16 protein-coding genes are annotated in these 18,800 nt (G+C 68.1%); 9 read left to right on the top strand and 7 right to left on the bottom strand.

What is annotated here, in order from left to right; all coding sequences use genetic code 11:
* The first annotated feature begins 182 nt into the window (after window positions 1-182).
* Window positions 183-1,126 (top strand): IS630 family transposase gene (locus BACI71_RS00590; protein ID WP_159760702.1). Its coding sequence is split into 2 segments (ribosomal slippage): window positions 183-518 and window positions 521-1,126, totalling 942 coding nucleotides; the frame shifts between segments, so codons are not numbered across the junction.
* 12 nt (window positions 1,127-1,138) lie between these two features.
* On the opposite strand, the gene BACI71_RS00585 is transcribed toward BACI71_RS00590, so the two are convergent.
* Window positions 1,139-1,678, bottom strand: coding sequence for a SixA phosphatase family protein (locus BACI71_RS00585; RefSeq protein ID WP_159753618.1), 540 nt, complete (start codon window positions 1,676-1,678; stop codon window positions 1,139-1,141).
* A gap of 16 nt (window positions 1,679-1,694) precedes the next feature.
* The gene (locus tag BACI71_RS00580) at window positions 1,695-4,415 is read right to left on the bottom strand and encodes an ATP-dependent DNA helicase (RefSeq protein ID WP_159753614.1); all 2,721 of its coding nucleotides are present in this window, start codon (window positions 4,413-4,415) and stop codon (window positions 1,695-1,697) included.
* A gap of 138 nt (window positions 4,416-4,553) precedes the next feature.
* Here BACI71_RS00580 and sucC point away from each other — a divergent pair, with 138 nt between their 5' ends.
* The 6 genes from sucC (at window position 4,554) to ung (ending at window position 10,157) form a co-directional block, all read left to right on the top strand.
* On the top strand, window positions 4,554-5,753 hold the full coding sequence (gene sucC, locus BACI71_RS00575) for an ADP-forming succinate--CoA ligase subunit beta (RefSeq protein ID WP_159753611.1): 1,200 nt from the start codon (window positions 4,554-4,556) through the stop codon (window positions 5,751-5,753).
* 233 nt (window positions 5,754-5,986) lie between these two features.
* Window positions 5,987-6,736, top strand: coding sequence for an electron transfer flavoprotein subunit beta/FixA family protein (locus tag BACI71_RS00570; RefSeq protein WP_159753608.1), 750 nt, complete (start codon window positions 5,987-5,989; stop codon window positions 6,734-6,736).
* Between the two features lie 124 nt (window positions 6,737-6,860).
* Window positions 6,861-7,790, top strand: a complete 930-nt coding sequence (locus tag BACI71_RS00565) for an electron transfer flavoprotein subunit alpha/FixB family protein (RefSeq protein WP_159753605.1) — start codon at window positions 6,861-6,863, stop codon at window positions 7,788-7,790.
* 303 nt (window positions 7,791-8,093) lie between these two features.
* Complete coding sequence (locus tag BACI71_RS00560; RefSeq protein WP_159753602.1) at window positions 8,094-8,762, top strand: phytanoyl-CoA dioxygenase family protein; 669 nt, start codon at window positions 8,094-8,096, stop codon at window positions 8,760-8,762.
* Between the two features lie 40 nt (window positions 8,763-8,802).
* Window positions 8,803-9,450 carry a peptidylprolyl isomerase gene (locus BACI71_RS00555; RefSeq protein ID WP_159753600.1) on the top strand — a complete coding sequence of 216 codons (648 nt, stop codon included), beginning with the start codon at window positions 8,803-8,805 and terminating at the stop codon, window positions 9,448-9,450.
* Window positions 9,451-9,455: 5 nt separating this feature from the next.
* Window positions 9,456-10,157 carry a uracil-DNA glycosylase gene (gene ung / locus BACI71_RS00550; protein WP_159753598.1) on the top strand — a complete coding sequence of 234 codons (702 nt, stop codon included), beginning with the start codon at window positions 9,456-9,458 and terminating at the stop codon, window positions 10,155-10,157.
* Here the strand turns inward: ung and BACI71_RS00545 are convergent.
* Window positions 10,149-10,511 carry a hypothetical protein gene (locus BACI71_RS00545; protein ID WP_201297266.1) on the bottom strand — a complete coding sequence of 121 codons (363 nt, stop codon included), beginning with the start codon at window positions 10,509-10,511 and terminating at the stop codon, window positions 10,149-10,151. The two genes, ung and BACI71_RS00545, sit on opposite strands and share 9 nt — an antisense overlap.
* Window positions 10,512-10,651: 140 nt before the next feature.
* On the opposite strand from BACI71_RS00545, the gene BACI71_RS00540 reads away from it, so the two are divergent.
* Window positions 10,652-11,233: a TIGR00730 family Rossman fold protein gene (locus tag BACI71_RS00540; RefSeq protein WP_159753592.1), complete on the top strand. Its 582-nt coding sequence runs from the start codon at window positions 10,652-10,654 to the stop codon at window positions 11,231-11,233.
* Window positions 11,230-12,165 carry a phytoene/squalene synthase family protein gene (locus tag BACI71_RS00535; protein WP_159753590.1) on the top strand — a complete coding sequence of 312 codons (936 nt, stop codon included), beginning with the start codon at window positions 11,230-11,232 and terminating at the stop codon, window positions 12,163-12,165. Before BACI71_RS00540 ends, BACI71_RS00535 begins: the two co-directional genes overlap by 4 nt.
* Window positions 12,166-12,254: 89 nt before the next feature.
* On the opposite strand, the gene BACI71_RS00530 is transcribed toward BACI71_RS00535, so the two are convergent.
* From BACI71_RS00530 to BACI71_RS00515, 4 genes are all read right to left on the bottom strand, one after another.
* Entirely contained in the window at window positions 12,255-13,718 is a 1,464-nt protein-coding gene (locus BACI71_RS00530) for a tryptophan halogenase family protein (protein ID WP_159753588.1), read from the bottom strand.
* On the bottom strand, window positions 13,715-14,740 hold the full coding sequence (locus tag BACI71_RS00525; RefSeq protein WP_236552750.1) for a cupin-like domain-containing protein: 1,026 nt from the start codon (window positions 14,738-14,740) through the stop codon (window positions 13,715-13,717). Before BACI71_RS00525 ends, BACI71_RS00530 begins: the two co-directional genes overlap by 4 nt.
* Window positions 14,737-15,438 (bottom strand): SapC family protein, encoded by a 702-nt coding sequence (locus BACI71_RS00520; RefSeq protein ID WP_159753586.1) that lies wholly within the window; start codon window positions 15,436-15,438, stop codon window positions 14,737-14,739. Before BACI71_RS00520 ends, BACI71_RS00525 begins: the two co-directional genes overlap by 4 nt.
* A gap of 71 nt (window positions 15,439-15,509) precedes the next feature.
* The gene (locus BACI71_RS00515) at window positions 15,510-18,701 is read right to left on the bottom strand and encodes a TonB-dependent receptor (RefSeq protein WP_159760698.1); all 3,192 of its coding nucleotides are present in this window, start codon (window positions 18,699-18,701) and stop codon (window positions 15,510-15,512) included.
* Window positions 18,702-18,800: the final 99 nt, after the last annotated feature.

Genomic DNA, 18,800 nt, shown 5'->3' with positions numbered 1-18,800 from the left:
CTCTCTGTCGGCACGAAGCGAGGCTCTGGATTAGGCCCGGGGGCGACGACGTTAGTAGGTGTCCCGATCGAAAGTGCCGCCGATCGCCGCTAGAGTCTGAGTCATCTGAGCGGAGTCGATCGGGGATTCACACGGCGCTGGAAGTCTGATTCAAGGTGCTGGCCGTGCGGAGGTCGGCAGGTGTGGGTCGAGCCTATTCGGATGATTTGCGTGAGCGGGTAGCGGCGTCGGTTCTGGGTGGCCGGTCGTGCCGGGCGACGGCTGAACTGTTCGGCGTGAGCGTGGCGAGTGCGGCGAAGTGGTCGCAACGACGTCGGGCGACGGGCAGCGCCGCGGCGCGACGGCTGGGACGCAAGCAGCCGCGTTCGCTGGCTGCCGAACGTGCGTGGCTGCTGGAGCGACTGGCGACCAAGCCGGACGTGACGTTGCGCGGACTGGTGGCGGAATTGGGCGAGCGCGGCGTGGTGACGAGCTACGGTTCGGTGTGGCGGATCGTGCGCGAGGCCGGGATCACGTTCAAAAAAAGACGTTGATCGCCCGCGAGCAGGATCGGCCCGTTATTGCCAGACGCCGCGCGCAATGGCGCAAGTATCAGGGCAGGATCGATCCGCGTCGGCTCGTCTTCATCGACGAAACCTGGGCCAAGACCAACATGACGCGATTGCGCGGCTGGTCCCCTCGTGGCCTGCCGCTGGTCGACAAGGTGCCGCACGGCCACTGGCGCACACTCACCTTTCTGGCCGCGCTCCGGCACGATCGGATCGACGCGCCGCTCGTGCTCGACGGCCCCATCAACGGCGAGAGCTTCGCCGCCTATGTCGCGCAGTTCCTGCTGCCTACCCTTTCGCCCGGCGATATCGTCGTCATGGACAACCTCGGCAGCCACAAGAGCAAGGCCGTGCGACAGCTTATCCGCTCCGTCGGCGCCAGGCTTCTGTTCCTGCCGCCCTATTCGCCCGACCTCAATCCCATCGAGCAGGTCTTTGCCAAACTCAAGACGCTGCTGCGCAAGGCCAACACCCGATCGGTCGAGACGACATGGCAGCAGATCGGCTCGCTTCTCGACGCCTTCCCACCCCACGAATGCGCCAACTATCTCCGCAACAGCGGCTACGCTTCAACTTAGATGGATCGCACTCTAGTCGCCGTCCGGTCCCAGCGCCGGATCGACGTCGCGCGGTCGGATAAAACGCGTCAGCCGGCCCGTGCCGGGCGCTGCCGCGCGCCAGTCGTCGGTGTCGAAAGTGATCTCGGCCAGCGTTGCGGTCGGATATTTCTCCCCCGCGGCGGCGCGTAACGCGCCGGCCTCGTCGGGGGTCAGCAGCAGCGTCAGTTCGTCCAGCCCCGGATTGTGCCCGACCAGCAGCAGCGAGTCCGCCGCGCTGTCGCATTCATGCACGACGTCGAGCAACGTCGTCGGTGCCGCGAGATACAGCCGCCGGTCCCACACCGGCGCCAGTGCGCCCCCCATGCCGCGCTCCACCTCGACGATCGTTTCGTCGACGCGCGCCGCGGGTGATGCGACGACCCGGTCGAAGCTCAGTCCGAGTTCGCGAAGATGCCGCCCCATCGTCACCGCCGCGCGCCGGCCACGCGCGTTGAGCGGCCGGTCGAAATCGCGCGCCACCGGATCGTCCCAGCCCGATTTGGCATGGCGCAGCAGCGTCAGCGTCTTCACGGGGCGATGGTCTCCATCAGGCATCGAGGGGCGCGTCATGCCCCATGTTAGACGCGGTGGAAAGCCGCCGCTTCACTCTTTCGACCGCCTCGTCGAGCGGCACGCGCGTCACCGTCACGCCCGGCGGAAAGGCGTCGAGCAGCCGCGACGGCATTGCGGCGGACAGCAGCACGAACAACCCCGCGTCGCTGCCGCGCCGGATCAGCCGCCCGAACGCCTGCGCCAGCCGCGCCCGGACGATCCGGTCGTCATAGGCGCTGCCGCCCCCGGTCAGCCTCCGCGCGGCGTGGAGCACGGTCGGCTTCGGCCAGGGCACGCCTTCCATCACCACCAGCCGCAGCGAATGGCCGGGCACGTCGACCCCGTCGCGCAGCGCGTCGGTGCCGAACAGGCTGGCGTGCGGATCGTCGCGGAAGATGTCGACCAGCGTGCCCGTATCGACCGGATCGACATGCTGCGCGTGGAGCGGCAGCCCGGCGCGCGCAAGCCGATCGGCGACCCGCGCATGGACTGCGCGCAGCCGTCGAATCGCGGTGAACAATCCCAGCGCGCCGCCTTCACTCGCCTCGACCAGCCGCGCATAGGCGTTGGCGAGCGCGGGAATGTCGCCCCGCTTCACGTCGGTGACGATCACCACCTCGGCGCGCGCGGCATAATCGAACGGCGACTCGACCTGGAACCGCCCCGCCGCGCGTGGCAGATGCGGCGCACCGACCCGCGCCTCGGCAATGTCCCAATCGCCCCCCGCCGTCAGCGTCGCGGAGGTGACGAGCGCGCCGTGCGCGCCCTTCAGTACTGTCTCCGCGAACGGCAGCGTCGGGTCGAGCCAGCGGCGGTGCAGCCCGATATCAAATTCCCGCCCCTCGACGCGATCGACCGCCAACCAGTCGACGAAGCGCGGATCGGCCGGGCCGCCGACACGAGCGAGCAGTGCCAGCCACGACGCGACCGTCTCCGCACGCCAGCCGAGCGAGGCGATCGCCCCCTCCACCCGTGCGCGCGCCTGCCCGTCGAGCCAGTCCGGCCCCTCCGCGAGCACCGCCTCGAGCCGCTTGCCGAGCGCCACCATCGGCCGCACCAGCGCGTCGAGCGCCTGCGCGGCGGGCGCGGCGGCCTCGATCAACTCGGGCGAGGGCGCGGCAAGCTCGGTCTCCAGCCCGTAACCAGCGTCCGCACCACGTTCCTCGGCGCGCGCATAGGCGAGCCCGCGCACCGCCCCCAGCAGCGCCTCGATCGCGCCGAACGGCTGCCCTTCGGCGACCCGCGACAGCCAGCCGTCGGACGCCAGCGCCTGCGCCGCGCCGACGATGTCGGTCACGGCGCGCCCGCCCTGTTCGTCATAGCTGGCGACATCCGACAGCCGCGCCTGCAACCCGCGCCGCCGCCCGCGCGACGTTCCTTCCGGCCCGACGATCCAGCGTCGCAGCTCGATCGTCTCCGATCCGGTGAGCGCGGTGCCGAACATCGCGTCGGCGGCATCGAACAGGTGATGTCCCTCGTCAAAGACATAGCGCGTCGGCCGCGTCGCCAGCTCGCGCCCACGCGCGGCATTGACCATCACCAGCGCATGATTGGCGATCACCAGATCCGCCTCCGCCGAGGCGCGCGCCGCACGCTCGATAAAGCACTTCCGGTAATGCGGGCAGCCGGCATAGACGCATTCGCCGCGCCGGTCGGTCAGCGCCGCCGAGCCGTTGCGGCGGAACAGCGCGACCAGCCAACCGGGCAGATCGCCGCCGATCATGTCGCCGTCATCGGTATAGGCCGCCCAGCGCGCGACCAGATGCGCGAGGATCGCCGCGCGCCCCGCGAACCCGCCCTGCAACGCATCCTCGAGATTGAGCAGGCAGAGATAATTCTCGCGCCCCTTGCGCGTCACCACCTTCGCCTTGCGCAGCGCGCGATCGGGGTAGAGCCGGCGCGTCTCGTGCCCCAATTGCCGTTGCAGCGCCTTGGTATAGGTCGACACCCACACTGCGCCGCCGGCCTGTTCCGCCCACAGGCTGGCGGGGGCGAGATAGCCCAGCGTCTTGCCGATTCCCGTCCCCGCCTCGGCGAGCATCAGGTTGGGCGTGTCGCGCGCAGCGCGCGGCCCGAAAGCTGCGCTGGCGGCAGCGGCATAGGCGCGCTGCCCTGCGCGCGGCTCGGCATTCTCCCCGGTCAGCCGGTCGAGCCGATCGAGCACCGCGCGTTCCTCCAGCGTGACGCTGCGCGGCGCGGGGCGGGGCGCGACCTCATCCCATTCGGGAAGGCGCGCAAACAGCCAGCGCTCGTTCTGCTGCGGCTTGGCGATCCGGGGGCCGACCACTGGCGCCCACGCCCAGCGCGCGCGGGTCAGCGACTGCGCCGAAGTCCACGCGCCCTCGCGCTCGGGCCAGTCGCCGTCGGTCACCGCCAGCATCCGCGCCGCCGCATCGCGCAGGAAGGCGGCCACCTCATCGTCGCGCGCCGGCGCCGACACGCCGCACGCATCCGCTACGCCCTTTGGCGTCGGCACCATGAACCGCGCCGGATGCAGGAACGCGAACAATTCGAGCAGGTCGAGCCCCGACAACTCGGCGTAACCCAGCCGCTGCCCGATCAGCGGCGCGTTGAGCAGGATCACCGGCGTGTCGGCCGCCAGCCGGATCGCCTCGCCACGCGACAGCGCCCGCGTCTGCTCGCCATCCGCCATCCAGATGCCGGAATGGCTCGCGTGCAGCGCGGGATGCGGAAGCCGGATCACGTTCAACGACATGGCGATGCAAGAACGAAAGAGCAACCGGAACCCTCTATTGCAATTGCATATCAACTGCGAGGCGATAAAGGGTGGATTTGCGCGCGCCCCTGTGCTTTAGGCTGCCGGGATTTTATCGCTGCACCTGGGAGAGCCCCCGTGAACATCCACGAATATCAGGCCAAGGAACTGCTCGCGAAATTCGGCGTGCCCGTGCCCGCCGGCTATGCCGCGATGAGCGTGGATGAGGCGGTCGAGGTTTCGAAGAAGCTGCCGGGGCCGCTGTACGTCGTCAAGGCGCAGATCCACGCCGGCGGCCGCGGCAAGGGCAAGTTCAAGGAGCTTCCCGAGGGTAGCAAGGGCGGTGTCCGCCTCGCCAAGACCGAGGACGAGGTGCGCCACGCCGCGACCGAGATGCTCGGCAACACGCTGGTGACGATCCAGACCGGCGAGGCCGGCAAGCAGGTCAATCGCCTGTACGTCACCGATGGCGTCGACATCGCGAAGGAATTCTACCTCGCTTTGCTCGTCAATCGCGCCACCGGCCGCATCTCGTTCGTCGTCTCCACCGAGGGCGGCATGGACATCGAGACCGTCGCGCATGACACGCCCGAGAAGATCTACTCGATCGACGTCGATCCGGCGACCGGCTTCCAGCCGCACCACGGCCGTGCCGTCGCGGGCGCGCTCGAACTGAGCGGCGATCTGGCCAAGCAGGCGGCGAATGTCGCGGCGAAGCTGTACGACGCCTTCCTCGGCACCGATGCCGAGCAGATCGAGATCAACCCGCTGGCCGTTACCGAGGACGGCAAGCTGATGGTGCTCGACGCAAAGGTCGGCTTCGACGGCAATGCGATGTTCCGCCACAAGGACCTCGCCGAGCTGCGCGACGAGACCGAAGAGGATGCTGCCGAGCTGGAAGCGTCGAAGTACGACCTCGCCTATATCAAGCTGGACGGCGACATCGGCTGCATGGTCAACGGCGCCGGGCTGGCGATGGCGACGATGGACATCATCAAGCTGAACGGCATGTTCCCGGCCAACTTCCTCGACGTCGGCGGCGGCGCGAACAAGGAGAAGGTCACCGCGGCGTTCAAGATCATCCTCGCTGATCCGGCGGTGAAGGGCATTCTCGTCAACATCTTCGGCGGGATCATGAAGTGCGACATCATCGCCGAGGGCATCGTCGCCGCGGCGAAGGAAGTGAACCTGTCGGTGCCGCTGGTCGTGCGCCTCGAGGGCACCAACGTTGAGAAGGGCAAGGAAATCCTCGCCGGCTCGGGCCTCGCGATCGTCCCCGCCAACGATCTGGGCGATGCCGCGCAGAAGATCGTCGCCGAGGTCAAGAAGGTCGCCTGACGCGCGCCGCGGCCACCGCGGGACGCTTCGAAGACTCGCAGGGGCGGGATCGGCATGCCGTTCCCGCCCTTTGCTTGTCCCGCATATCGCGATGGACATCTCGGCGGCCTGAGGCTTTATCGCTTTACAACAGAGGATGCCGGCCGTGCGCGACCCGGCGGCATCCGGCCGCTCACTTGATGTTTACGTAAACGTCAGGTAGCAGCCCGGACAGATTGAGGAGGGTTAGCGCAATGAAGGTGTTGGTGCCGGTCAAGCGCGTGCTTGACTATAACGTGAAGCCCCGCGTGAAGGCGGACGGCTCGGGCGTCGATCTCGCGAACGTCAAGATGAGCATGAATCCCTTCGACGAAATCGCGGTTGAGGAAGCGATCCGCCTGAAGGAAAAGGGCGCGGTCACCGAGATCGTGGTCGTCTCGATCGGCGAGCCGAAGGCGCAGGACACGCTGCGCACCGCGCTGGCGATGGGCGCCGACCGCGCGATCCTCGTCACCTCGGAGACGAAGGTCGAGCCGCTGGGCGTCGCCAAGCTGCTCGCCAAGATCGTTGAAGAGGAACAGCCGCAGCTCGTGATCCTCGGCAAGCAGGCGATCGACGACGACAACAACCAGACCGGCCAGATGCTCGCCGGGCTGCTCGGCTGGGGTCAGGGCACGTTCGCGTCCAAGGTCGAGCTGGCTGCCGACAGCGTCACCGTCACCCGCGAGGTCGATGGCGGGCTGGAGACGGATACGTTCAAGCTGCCCGCGATCGTCACCACCGACCTGCGCCTCAACGAGCCGCGCTACGCCTCGCTGCCCAACATCATGAAGGCCAAGTCGAAGCCGCTCGCGACCAGGACCACGGCCGATTTCGGCGTCGACGTGACGCCCCGCCTGACCGTCGTCAGCGTCGCCGAACCGGCCAAGCGCATGGCCGGCGTCAAGGTCGCCGATGTCGACGAGCTGGTGAACCGGCTCAAGTCGATGGGCATCGCGAAGTAATCCAGGGCGGGAGGCATCTCCCGCCGTGCGTGCTGAGCCTGTCGAAGCACGGGTTCCGGGACACGCCCTTCGACAGGCTCGGGGCGAACGGATCAAGCGGGGCAAGTCCCCGGAGAGGTAGATCATGAAGACTCTGGTTTGGGTCGAACACGACGGATCGACCGTCAAGGACGCCACGCTCTCCGCGGTCACCGCCGCGGCGAAGCTCGGTGAGGTGCACCTGCTCGTCGCCGGCCAAGGTGTCGGCGCGGTCGCCGAGGCGGCGGCGAAGATCGCGGGAGCCGGCAAGGTCCATGTCGCCGACGACGCGGCCTATGCGCACCAGCTGGCCGAGAATATCGCGCCGCTGGTCGTCGAATTGATGGGGCACCATGACGCGTTCGTCGTGCCTGCCACCACCACCGGCAAGGCGGTTGCGCCGCGCGTCGCCGCGCTACTCGACGTCATGCAGATCAGCGACATCCTGTCGGTCGAGGGCGAGGACACGTTCACGCGTCCGATCTACGCCGGCAACGCGATCGCCACCGTCAAGACGTCGGATGCCAAGAAGGTGCTCACCGTCCGCGGCACCGCCTTCGAGAAGGCCGGCGCCGAGGGTGGCACGGGCACAATCGAGGCGGTCGCCGCGACCGGCGACAAGGGCCTGTCGACCTTCGTCAATCAGGAGATCGCGGCCTCGACACGTCCCGAGCTGACCAGCGCGAAGGTGATCGTCTCGGGTGGCCGCGCGCTCGGGTCGGGCGAGAAGTTCCACGAGTTGATCGAGCCGCTCGCCGACAAGCTCGGCGCGGGCGTCGGCGCGAGCCGCGCCGCGGTCGACGCGGGCTATGTGCCGAACGATTATCAGGTCGGCCAGACCGGCAAGATCGTCGCGCCGGAAGTCTATGTCGCGGTCGGCATCTCGGGCGCGATCCAGCATCTCGCCGGCATGAAGGATTCGAAGACGATCATCGCGATCAACAAGGACGAGGACGCGCCGATCTTCCAGGTCGCGGACCTCGGACTGGTGGGTGATCTGTTCAAGATCGTGCCCGAGCTGACGGAGAAACTGTAAGGCGGAAGGCGGGCGTATGCCCGCCGGTGGCACGCGCGAAGCGACGTGCCAGCCGCCGACACGGCCGGCGGCGCCACAGCGCTGTTCGACGACGCGGGTTTTACTCCCGCGTCGTGGCCGCAAGATGTTCTGTGAGCTCATCCCTTGTTCGTCGCCCCGGACTTGATCCGGGGCCCCGCTCCCTCGCAGGCCGCGCAAAGAAGCGGGATCCCGGATCAAGTCCGGGATGACGGTCGGGTGTGATGCCCGTCCGCGCCTCTCGCGCGCTCGCAAATACGCGGGCCGCCCACTACGCTTGCCCCTATGACGGCGACCCTCGAATTGGCCCGGGGCGGCGCCGCGCACCACCCCGCCGCCGCGACATCGCTGTTCCCCACGCTCCACCAACTCGCCGTCGATCTCCCGCAGGAGCGCGCCGGTCTGCGCCCCCACGGACACCCCTCGCTGCCCGCACTCCTGGCCGCAGGCGCGATCCACGCCATCGCCGCGCACCACCTCGGCCGCGCGGCGCAGCCGGTCCGCCCGATCCTGTTCGACAAGACCACCGCCATGAACTGGTCGCTCGGCTGGCATCAGGAACGCACGATCGCCGTCCAGGCCCGCGCCGACGTCCCCGGCTATGGTCCGTGGTCGACCAAGCAGGGCATCCAGCACGTCGAACCACCGTTCGCGATCACCGAGGCGATGGTGACGCTGCGCCTCCATCTCGACGACACGCCCGTCGACAACGCGCCCTTGCTGATCGCCCCCGGCTCGCACCGCTTCGGCCGCATCGCGGAGGACGCAATCGCCGACACCCTCACACACTGCGGCACCGTCGCGTGCCTCGCCAGCGCAGGGGATGTCTGGAGCTACGCCACGCCGATCCTCCACGCCTCCGCCATCGCGCAGGGCAATCGCCGCCTCCGCGTGCTGCAGGTCGATTATGCCGCGACCGCACTCCCTGCCCCGCTGGTCTGGCTCGGCCTCTGACGGCGTTGCGGACGCGCCCGCACCTCCGTACATCCGCGCAATGCGTCGCCTTCTCCTGCTGCTCGCCCTTTTCTCCGCCGCCGCGCCCGCCGCGGCACAGCGTGCCGACCGCGCCACGCCGGGCTGGGTGCGCGTGCGACTGGAGACCGCCGACGGCCCGATCGTGCTCGCGCTCGATCAGCGCCACGCGCCGCTCACCACCGCCAATTTCCTGCGCTACGTCGACGACGGCCGCTTCGATGGGGTCAGCTTCTACCGCACCGCGCGCAGCAAGAAGCTGCCCGGCACCGGCTTCATCCAGTCGGGCATCCGCACCGACGCGCGGCGCTTCCTCGACATGATCCCGCACGAATCGACGAAGAAGACCGGCATCCGCCACCTCGACATGACGATCTCGATGGCGCGCAAGGGGCCGCCGGGGTCGGCGAACGGCAATTTCTTCATCACCGTCGGCCCGGCGGCGTACATGGACTGGAGTCCGCGCGACCCCGGCTATGCCGCCTTCGGGCGCGTCGTCGCCGGGCAGAAGACCGTCAAGCGCATCCTGGCCGAGCCGACCGGCCAGCAGATGAACGGCACGCTGATGCTGCGCCCGGTAGTGGTGACGCGCTCAATCCGGCTCGACGGCACGCCGAAGCCGACCGGGCGCCCGCGTCCGTGGCTGCTCGAACACCGCCGCGACGGTTGACGCGCATGGACGCCCCGACAATCGACCCGAGCTGGCGCGACGCGCTCGCCGCGCCACTCACCAGCGAGTCGATGGCCGCACTCACCCGCTTTCTCGCCGCCGAGGAACAGGCCGGGACGGTGATCTTCCCGCCAGCCGCCGAGCGGTTCCGCGCGCTCGAACTTACCGCCTTGCCCGACGTTCGCGTGGTGATCCTCGGGCAAGACCCCTATCACGGCGCGGGGCAGGCGCATGGCCTGTGCTTCTCGGTCCGCCCGGGCGTGAAGCCGCCCCCCAGTCTCGCCAACATCTATCGCGAACTGGCCAGCGACTGCGGCATCGCCCGACCGACGCACGGCTTCCTCGAACATTGGGCTCGGCAGGGCGTCCTGCTGCTCAACACCGTGCTGACCGTCGCCGAGGGAAGCGCCGCTGCGCATCGCGGGCGTGGCTGGGAGCAACTGACCGATGCGATCATCCGTGCCGTCGCCGAACAGGAAGCACCGACGGTCTTCATGCTCTGGGGCAGCCACGCGCAGGCCAAGGCACCGCTCGTCACCGCATCCGGGGACGACCGCCACCTGATCCTCACCGCCCCACATCCTTCGCCGCTATCGGCCTATAAAGGCTGGTTCGGCTCGGGTCATTTCAGCAAGGCCAACGCCTTCCTCGCCGCACACGGCCGCGGCACGATCGACTGGAGCGTCCCGCCGATGGCGTCAGCGTGACCGGCACGCGATGCGCGCGGAGCCCAGCACGAACACCATGAAGACGATCTGCGCGATGACGCCCGGCGTTTCGAGCAGGGTGCGCGACAGCGGCGGATAACAATGCGCCAGAATCCAGAGATTGTGGACGACGTCGACGACAATGATCGCGATCGTGGCCGCCACACCGACGCGCGGGCGGAGGAACAGCAACACCACCGCCGCCGGATCGAGGAACGCCAGCGACGTCCAGAAGACCGCGCTCACCACGGGCAGGCCGTCATAGTCCCAGAGCAGCCCGTGGCGGACGATGATCGCCCAATGGTTGTACGTCGCCCCAAGCAGGCACAGCGCGTAAATGGTGCGCAGGATCAATCCCGCCCGTTCGCCGCCGCAGCTCATCCGCCCCCCCGAACGCCAACCCCGATCCTTCCGCGCGCATCACTCTGCCCCGGTGGGGCACGCCCTGCCAACCCCGGTTGCCCCGCTCGCCTCGATCCCGTAGCGCGAGGCACATGAAGCGCCTCGCCATCTATTGCGGCTCCGCCACACCCTCGGACCCCTTCTACCTCGATCTCGCGCGCGAGGTCGGGCACACGCTCGCGACACGCGGGATCGGCGTCGTCTATGGCGGCGGGCGGCTCGGGTTGATGGGCGCGATCGCCGATGCCGCGCTGGCGGCGGGCGGCGAGGTAATCGGCGTGATCCCGCAGGCGCTGGTCGATGCCGAGGTCGCGCATCGCGGCCTGACCGAACTGCACGTCGTGACGGGTATGCACCAGCGCAAGCAGATGTTCACCGATCTCGCCGACGGCTTCGTGACGCTGCCCGGCGGCACCGGGACGATGGACGAATTGTGGGAGGCGCTGAGCTGGGCGCAGCTCGGCTATCACGCCGATCCGGTCGGGCTGCTCAACGCCGGCGGCTATTATGACGCGATCGTCGCCTTCTGGGAGAAGATGGGCGAGGTCGGCTTCCTGCGCGCGCAGCATCGCGACCTGTTGATCGTCGACGAGACGCTGGGCGGGCTGCTCGACCGCATGGCGGCGCACGTCCCGACGCAGCCGATCGTGCGCATGGCCGCCTCCGACCTGTGACCGACACGCGCGCGGCGCTGGTCGAAACCGCGCGGCTGTCGATCGCGCGCGGCTCGAAGAGCTTTGCCGCTGCCTCGAAACTGTTCGCGCCGGTCGTCCGCGAGCGCGCGTGGCTGCTCTACGCCTGGTGCCGCGCCTGCGACGATCTGGTCGACGGGCAGGATCATGGCCATGACCGCACGATCGTCACCGACGCCCGCGCGCGAGTGGCGCGGGTGCGCGCGCTCAGCGACGCCGCGCTCGATGGTGAGGCGACCGGCGATCCGGCGTTCGACGCACTCGGCGTCGTCGCGCGCGAGACCGGGCTGCCGCGTCGCTTCGTCCATGACGTGATCGACGGCTTCCAGCTCGACGCTGATGACTGGCGCCCGCGCAGCGAGGACGACCTCTACCGTTATTGCTACCATGTCGCGGGCGCGGTCGGCTTGCTGATGGCGGTGGTGATGGGGGTGTCGCCCGACGATGACGCGACGCTCGATCGCGCCTGCGATCTCGGGCTGGCATTCCAGCTCGCCAATATCGCGCGGGATGTCGCCGAGGATGCGCGCGTCGACCGCTGCTATCTGCCGGTCGACTGGCTGGTCGAAACGGACATGCCGCCCGGCGAATTTATCAAGCCGCCGTATCGCGAGCGGCTGGCGGTGCTCGCCAAACGGCTGGCGACGCGCGCACAACTGCATGAGGACAGCGCAGCGATCGGCACCAGGGCGCTGTCGTTTCGCTCGGCGTGGGCGGTGCTGGCGGCGGCGGGGATTTACGGCGACATCGCGCGCGGAGTTGCGGCGCGCGGGCCGCAGGCGTGGGATCACCGCGTCACGACATCAAAGGGCGCGAAGCTCGCGTGGATCGCGCGCGCGGGGCTCAAGGCAGCGCGGCGCCAGTCGCTGCCCGACACACCGCGCGACCCGCGGCTGTGGACGCGGCCGCGCTAACCACTCGTCATTGCTAGCGTTACGAAGCAATCCAGAGCCGGACCAGGACGCCCTGGATTGCTTCGCTACGCTCGCAATGACGTGATCGGTTAAACCCGATCCAGATACGCCTGATGCGTCGGCAAGCCGCGCACCGCGCCCGCGACGTTGGCCGCCATCTGCCCCAACGTCTGCTGCAACCGCCCCTCCGGCATCATCCGCGCGACGCGATTGTGCGCGCGCGGCGTCAGCTTCTGCCCGAGCATCACCTGCACCCACGACGTGATCGTGAACAGCTCGTCGCTCGCCTGAAACGCCTGCGCGCCCTCGCGGAACAGCGCGATCCGCGTCGCCAGCGAGTCGGGCAGCGGCATGTCGCGCATCCGCTGCCAGAAGGGCTCGTCGCGTTGGTTGAGCGTGTAGTGCAGGATGATGAAGTCGCGCACGCCCTCGATCTCGCGCCGCGCCATGTCGTTGAAGCGCGCCGCCGCCGCTTCGCTCACGCCATCGAACGGGAAGAGCTGCAACAGCCGGGTCAGCGCGATCATGATGAGGTGAATGCTGGTCGATTCGAGCGGCTCGACGAACCCGCCCGCCAGGCTCAGCCCAACGCAATTGCGCTCCCACGCCTTGACCCGTCGTCCGGTGCGGAAACGGATCAGGCGCGGCTCGATCAGCGTCTCGCCGGTCACGCTTCCCAGCAAGCGCGCCCGCGCCTCGTCGTCGCTCAGATAGTCGCTGGCATAGACGATTCCGTTGCCGAGCCGGTGCTGGAGCGGGATGCGCCATTGCCACCCCGCATCATGCGCGATCGCGCGGGTATAGGGCACGGCGGGCCCGGTCGCGGTGGTCTGCACCGCAAGCGCGCGGTTGGTCGGCAGCCACTCCGCCCAGTCCTCATAGCCGACCCCAAGCGTCTCGCCGAGCAGCAGCGCGCGAAAGCCGGTGCAGTCGAGGAACAGGTCACCGGCAATGCGTGTGCCGTCCTCCATGACCAGCGCCGCGATATCGCCGCTCTCGCCGTCGCGCTCGACGCGCGCGATCTTGCCCTCGACGCGCGTCAGCCCGTCGGCTTCGCAGCGCTCGCGCAGATAGCGGGCGTAGCGCGCAGCGTCGAAGTGATAGGCGTAGTTGAGCCCGGCTTCGGCACCGCCAGCGAACTTCTCGGCGCGCGCGGCCTCGTGCTCCACGCAATAGCGGCCGATTTCCTCCGCGCCTCCCTGCGCGCGCGCCTCCAGCCAGAAATGATGGAAGTCGGCCATCCATGTCGACTGCCCGATCGACCCGAACGAATGGAAATAGCGTTCGTCCGGGCGCGACCAGCCCTCGAACGAAATTCCCAGCTTGAAGCTCGCGCCGGTCGCGCGAACGAAATCGCGCTCGTCGACCCCGATCAACTGGTGGAAGGCGCGCACCGTCGGGATCGTCGATTCGCCGACCCCGACCGTCCCGATCTCCTCCGATTCGACCAGCGTCACCGCGACCATCGCACCGAGTTGCTTGGTCAGCATCGCCGCCGCCAGCCACCCGGCGGTGCCGCCGCCCGCGATCACTACCCGCCGCACACCCGTCATCGGTTCAGCTTCCTCAACAAGTCACCGCGCAACCGCCGCGCGCGGGCGTCGTCCAATGGAGCGAGCGCGCCCTGCGCCGCCGCAGGCAGATGCGCCGCCGGGCGGCTGGCATCGCCGAACACGTAATAGTCGAACAGCGCGCGCCACGCCTGCTTCTCCGACGCCGGCCGGTCGCGCAGGCTGAGCATCCCGTGAAGCAAGGTGTTCATCGGCGTGTCCATGAAGGCAGCGGCATCGTTCCACCAATAGTTCACCAGCACGTTGAACGGCGCGAGCGCCTCGACATGATGCCACCACAGCGCCGGGTAGACGACCGCATCGCCAGGCTCCAGCTCGGCGACCTGCGCTACCGCGCGTGCCTCGGCAAAGCCGGGAAAGCGGCCGAGATCGGCCGCGCGGAAGTTTACCAGTGACACGACCTGCCCCCCCGGCGTCGGCTCCAGCGGACCGGGGTAGAGGTTCGCGACCTGCGCAGGCGGGAACAAGGTGAATCGCCGCCGCCCGACTGCGCAGACCGCGATGTTGTTCGACATGTCGTAATGCGCCTGCGCGGTCGTCCGCGTGCCGATCCAGATGCTGCGCAGCACGCGTGCAAATTCGGCGCGCGCAAGCGGGTTTTCGGTGACCAGTCCGGGGAAGAACCGCTCGAGATCGGTCGAGCCGATATAGAAGGACGGTGCATCGTCCGCGGCCAGCGTCGCCAGCATTCGCGCCATGTAATCGTCGAGCGCGACGCGCTCGGCGGCGAAATCAAGCCGCGTCAGCGTCTCGTCGTAGAAATAGCGGCCGCCATGCGCGGCGTCAGCGGTGTATCCCACCCCCGGCTGCCCGTTGTAGAAACGCCGCAGATAGGCGACTGCCTCCGCCGGCCCCTCCCGCCCGGCCGCAACCAGCCGCCAGTCGGCAGCCAGTCCGCGCACCACCACCGGCACGCCCGCCGCGACCAGCGCTGCCAGATCCTGCGCCGCCGGATCATCGGCGGCGATCTCGCGCACGCGCGGGTCGGTGATCGCTGCGGTCACGCCGCCTCCCTGAGCGTCTTGAGTTCGATCAGCCGCTCCATATTACCGAGCGACGCCGCCGCCATCGTCGCCGCCCGCAGCAAGCCATTGGCGTGCAGCCGCTCCAGCGTCGCTCCCGACAGCCCGGCGAGCGCCGCCTGATCGATCGTCAGCAGGTCGGTCAGCTCATAGCCGCCAGCGTCGCCCAGATCGATCCGCAGCGTCACGCCGCGGAGCAATCCCGCCGTTTCGAAGTCAGCGTGGATCGCGCGTTCGCTCTGCGCACCCGCCGCCAGCAGGTCCAGCGCGGCGCGGACATGCTCCAGATACGGTGCGTCGCCGCCGTGGTCGCGGAACAGCGGCAGGCCGTCCGCCGCGCCGACGCGCGGATCGTCCGGGTCGATCTGCACCACCGTTTCGCCATCGTCGCCGCGCGTCAACGCGAACGGCCCCCGCCGCTGGATCGCCGGCACGAAGCGCGTGGTCCAGCGATCTCCGTCGAGAAACAAATTCTCGCCGCGGTCGAGCCCCAGCAGGACATAGGCACGGATGCCGCCATCCTCGCCGCGCCGGAACACGATCGGCAATTCGCGCTGCGCCTCCTCGAACTCGATCGGGAAGATCGGCAGCAGATTGGCGTGATCGCCGAACGCCGCCCCGGCGCGCACCGCGACGCGCAGCTCGGCATGATCGACATTATCGAGAGTCGTGAACGTCATTCCGTCATTGTCCCAAACGCAAAGGGCCACCGCAAGCGATGGCCCTCCACATTTCGTACGTCCGCGACCGATCAGAAGCGGTAGCGCGCGCCCAGCAGGAAGCGCGGCTTCAGCTCCTGGGCCAGCACCAGATTGCGCTTGGTACGGCCATAGGTCTTCACGCTCTCGCTGGTCAGGTTGATCCCTTCCAGCGTCAGCGCGATCTTGTCGCTGACGTCATAGCTGATGTTGACGTCCAGCGTGCCGAACGGTGCGACGAACAACGGGTTGCGGTTGCCCCCCTGGTTGGTCGCAACAAGGTACTTGTCGCGCCAGTTGTACGCGACACGTGCCGAGATGCCGTTCTTGTCGTAGATCGCCGTCGCGTTGGCGCTATTGCCGAGGCCGGTCAGCGCGAAGATGTTCACCGTCGGGTCCGCATAGGGATCGACGTTCACATCGCCGTTCACCTTCGTGAACGAGCCTGCAAAACCGAAGCCGGTGTTGCCGAAGAAGTTCGTCCACGCCAGCTCGAAGCCGTTGATCTTGCCTTCGCGGTTATTGATCGGCTGCGAGACAGAGAAGTTGAACAGCGGATCGTTGGCATCGGCGGGGATGTCCACCGCGGCCAGCAGGCTGTTGACGAAGGCCTGGTTCAGCGCGCCGCCACCGTTCGGGTTGGTGACATAATTCGCCTCGAACTGCGACGTCGCGGCGGCCTGGTTGCCGTTGTTCTGGACCAGCAGCGCGGTGTAGCTGAACAGGTTCACGTCGCTGAGGTCACGCCCGGCGCCACGCAGATAGGCCGCCGCGGTGCCCGATCGCGAGCCTGCAGCCCCCGAGCTGGGATCGCGCAACCCGAACAGGTTCTGGTTGACGATGCCGGTGCCGAGGAAGTTGGCGACGCGCTTGTCGAAGAAACCGATCGAGACGAAGCTGGACGGCTTGTAATACCACTCCAGCGACACGTCGAAGTTATCCGACAGCAGCGGGAGCAGGTTGGCGTTGCCGGTGCTGCCGGTCGGGATGCCACCCAGCGCAGTCGGGCGACCCGGAGCGCCTGCCGAGGCGGTCGCGAACAGGTTGCCGTAATCCGGTCGCGCCAGCGTACGGCTGAACGACACGCGTGCCTTTACGTTGGTGATCGGTTCGATGCTGAAATCGACCGACGGCAGCAGGTTCTCGTAGCTGCCGCGCTGGCGGATCGCGGTGAACGCGCCGCTGGCGTCGCCGCGGAAGTCGTTGTCGGCGGTCCAGACGATGTTGTTATACGTCTGCACTGCGTCAGAGACGACACGGGTCTGCTCGTAGCGCGCACCGATGACGAGGTTGGCGGGCTTGCCCGCGACTTCGCCGTTCCAGGTGAACTGGCCGAACACCGACCAGATCTTCTCCTGCACGGTATCATCGGCCGGGGCCGAAGGTGCCGGCGGCGCACCGCGCTGCGAGTAATAGGGGCTCAGCACGTTATAGAGGTCGATCGCATTGCCGCGGAACGCGATCAGCGACGCGCCCTCGGATGCCGGGTTGAAGTGGTCGAACTTGCAGGTCAGGCAATATTGGCTGACCAGCTCGGGCGCGAGCTGCTGGATGATGCCCGGGTTCTGCAGACCCCAGTCGCCCAGCGTCTGCTGCGTCTGGGTCTGCGTCGAGTGCATCTTCGAGTCGGTGTACGACCCGCCGACGTCGAAGCGGCTGCCGCCGCCCAGATCCCAGCCGAGACGTGCCTGCAACTGATCGATGCGCTGCGTCTGGCGCGAGATGATCGTGCGCGCCGGAGCAGAGCCCAGATCGCCGATGTCGAGCACGCCGTTGCAATTGCCGGTCGGCGTCGCCGTCGCGCTCGCGCGATAGCAATCGTTGATGACCTGCGCCTGCTGCGGGAAGCCGGTGCTGAAGTCGAGCGAGTGACCCTGGATCACCGGCGCGCCAAGCGCGACGGTGGTCGCGGTGGTGCCGTTGGGGTTGTCCGGCGACGAGGTCGAGACCGAATGATGGCCATCGACGGTCAGCGTCAGGTTATCGGCGAACTCCCACTTGGCGTTCAGGCCGACCGAGCCCAGCCGTGCCTTGGTCGCGGCCTGCTGCTGCTCGAACCCTTCGTCCTTCGGCCCGTTCGGCAGGTAATCGCGCAGGAAGATCGCGGTCGCCATGTTCGGATTGTCATCGAAGCGGACTTCGCTGAACGGGCGGTTGAACCAGTTCGTCTGCTCGCTGCGCGATTCACGCAGACGGTTCTGCGCGAACAGGCTGTCGACCGTGAATTCCAGCCGGTCGGTCGGACGGAATTGCAGCACGCCCTGGAAGTTGATCCGCTCGCGGCGGTTCTCCGAGAACTGGTACCGGCTGTCGTTGGGCACCAGCACATACGGCGCGGTCGGGCGCGTACCGTCGATGACGGTCGTCGAGTTGATGAAGGTACCCGGGTTGAAGAAGTCGGCGGTCGGGACGACGTTCCAGTAGTTCGGGTTCGACTGCGCCGACGCCGAGTAACGGAGCTGATAGCTGCCGAACACCGCCGCGCCGAACGTACCCTCTTCGTTGCGATAGTTCAGCAGCCCGGAGACTTCCGGGGTCACGCGATGCTTGGTGTCCTCGGACTTTTCGACCGAGGTGTCGTACAGCGCCTTCGCGCCGATCGAGCCGGTAACGCCGGTCTCGCGCGAGTCGAGCGGCTTGCGGGTGTTGATGTTGATCGTCGCACCGATACCGCCGGTCGGCACCGAAGCGCGGCCGGTCTTGTAGACCTCAAGCCCGCTGACGCCTTCCGAGGCGATGTTCTGGAAGTCGAACGACCGGCCTGCGCCGCGCGCGAACAGATTGCCGCCGCTGGTGTCGATGTTGGTGGCGGGCAGCTGACGACCGTTGATCGTGACGAGGTTGAACCCGCCCGAGAAGCCGCGCACCGAGACCTGCGACCCTTCGCCGTTCACGCGGTTGATCGACACGCCGGTGATGCGCTGCAACGATTCGGCGAGGTTGGTGTCGGGGAACTTGCCGATGTCCTCCGCGCTGATCGCGTCGACGACGCCCGGCGAATCGCGCTTGATCGCGATGGCGCGATCAAGGCTGGCGCGCACGCCGGTGACGACGATGTCGTCCGCACCCGGCGCGGGGTCCTGACCGACCGCCGTGCCGTCAGCCGGCTGCGCATTGGTCGGGCTTTCGGTCGTGCTCTGGCCACTGGTCTGCGCGACCGCGATGCCCGGCACGGCGGCAGCAACCGCCAGCGCCCAGACCGACGACGAACGCGCGAGCGCGCCCATGACATGACTTCCCTTCATCATCCCCTCCTCCGTGACGGCGACGCGCCGCCTTGTTCATGTTTGTGACATGATTGCCGTTATCGCTATCAGGGTGCCCTGCACTGTCAATCTGGGGAT

Origin of the sequence: Sphingomonas sp. 8AM (genome assembly GCF_902506455.1) — a bacterium.
GTDB lineage: Bacteria > Pseudomonadota > Alphaproteobacteria > Sphingomonadales > Sphingomonadaceae > Sphingomonas.
The sequence above is the reverse complement of the archived record's forward strand: the minus strand, read 5'-3'. Positions and strand labels throughout refer to the sequence as shown.

Excerpts from the sequence above, each read along its gene's own strand:
- BACI71_RS00520 (WP_159753586.1), bottom strand. The coding sequence starts at position 15,438 with ATGACGTTCACGACTCTCGATAATGTCGATCATGCCGAGCTGCGCGTC.
- BACI71_RS00580 (WP_159753614.1), bottom strand. The coding sequence starts at position 4,415 with ATGTCGTTGAACGTGATCCGGCTTCCGCATCCCGCGCTGCACGCGAGC.
- BACI71_RS00565 (WP_159753605.1), top strand. The coding sequence starts at position 6,861 with ATGAAGACTCTGGTTTGGGTCGAACACGACGGATCGACCGTCAAGGAC.
- BACI71_RS00560 (WP_159753602.1), top strand. The coding sequence starts at position 8,094 with ATGACGGCGACCCTCGAATTGGCCCGGGGCGGCGCCGCGCACCACCCC.
- BACI71_RS00515 (WP_159760698.1), bottom strand. The coding sequence starts at position 18,701 with ATGAAGGGAAGTCATGTCATGGGCGCGCTCGCGCGTTCGTCGTCGGTC.
- BACI71_RS00530 (WP_159753588.1), bottom strand. The coding sequence starts at position 13,718 with ATGACGGGTGTGCGGCGGGTAGTGATCGCGGGCGGCGGCACCGCCGGG.
- ung (WP_159753598.1), top strand. The coding sequence starts at position 9,456 with ATGGACGCCCCGACAATCGACCCGAGCTGGCGCGACGCGCTCGCCGCG.
- BACI71_RS00570 (WP_159753608.1), top strand. The coding sequence starts at position 5,987 with ATGAAGGTGTTGGTGCCGGTCAAGCGCGTGCTTGACTATAACGTGAAG.
- BACI71_RS00555 (WP_159753600.1), top strand. The coding sequence starts at position 8,803 with ATGCGTCGCCTTCTCCTGCTGCTCGCCCTTTTCTCCGCCGCCGCGCCC.
- BACI71_RS00540 (WP_159753592.1), top strand. The coding sequence starts at position 10,652 with ATGAAGCGCCTCGCCATCTATTGCGGCTCCGCCACACCCTCGGACCCC.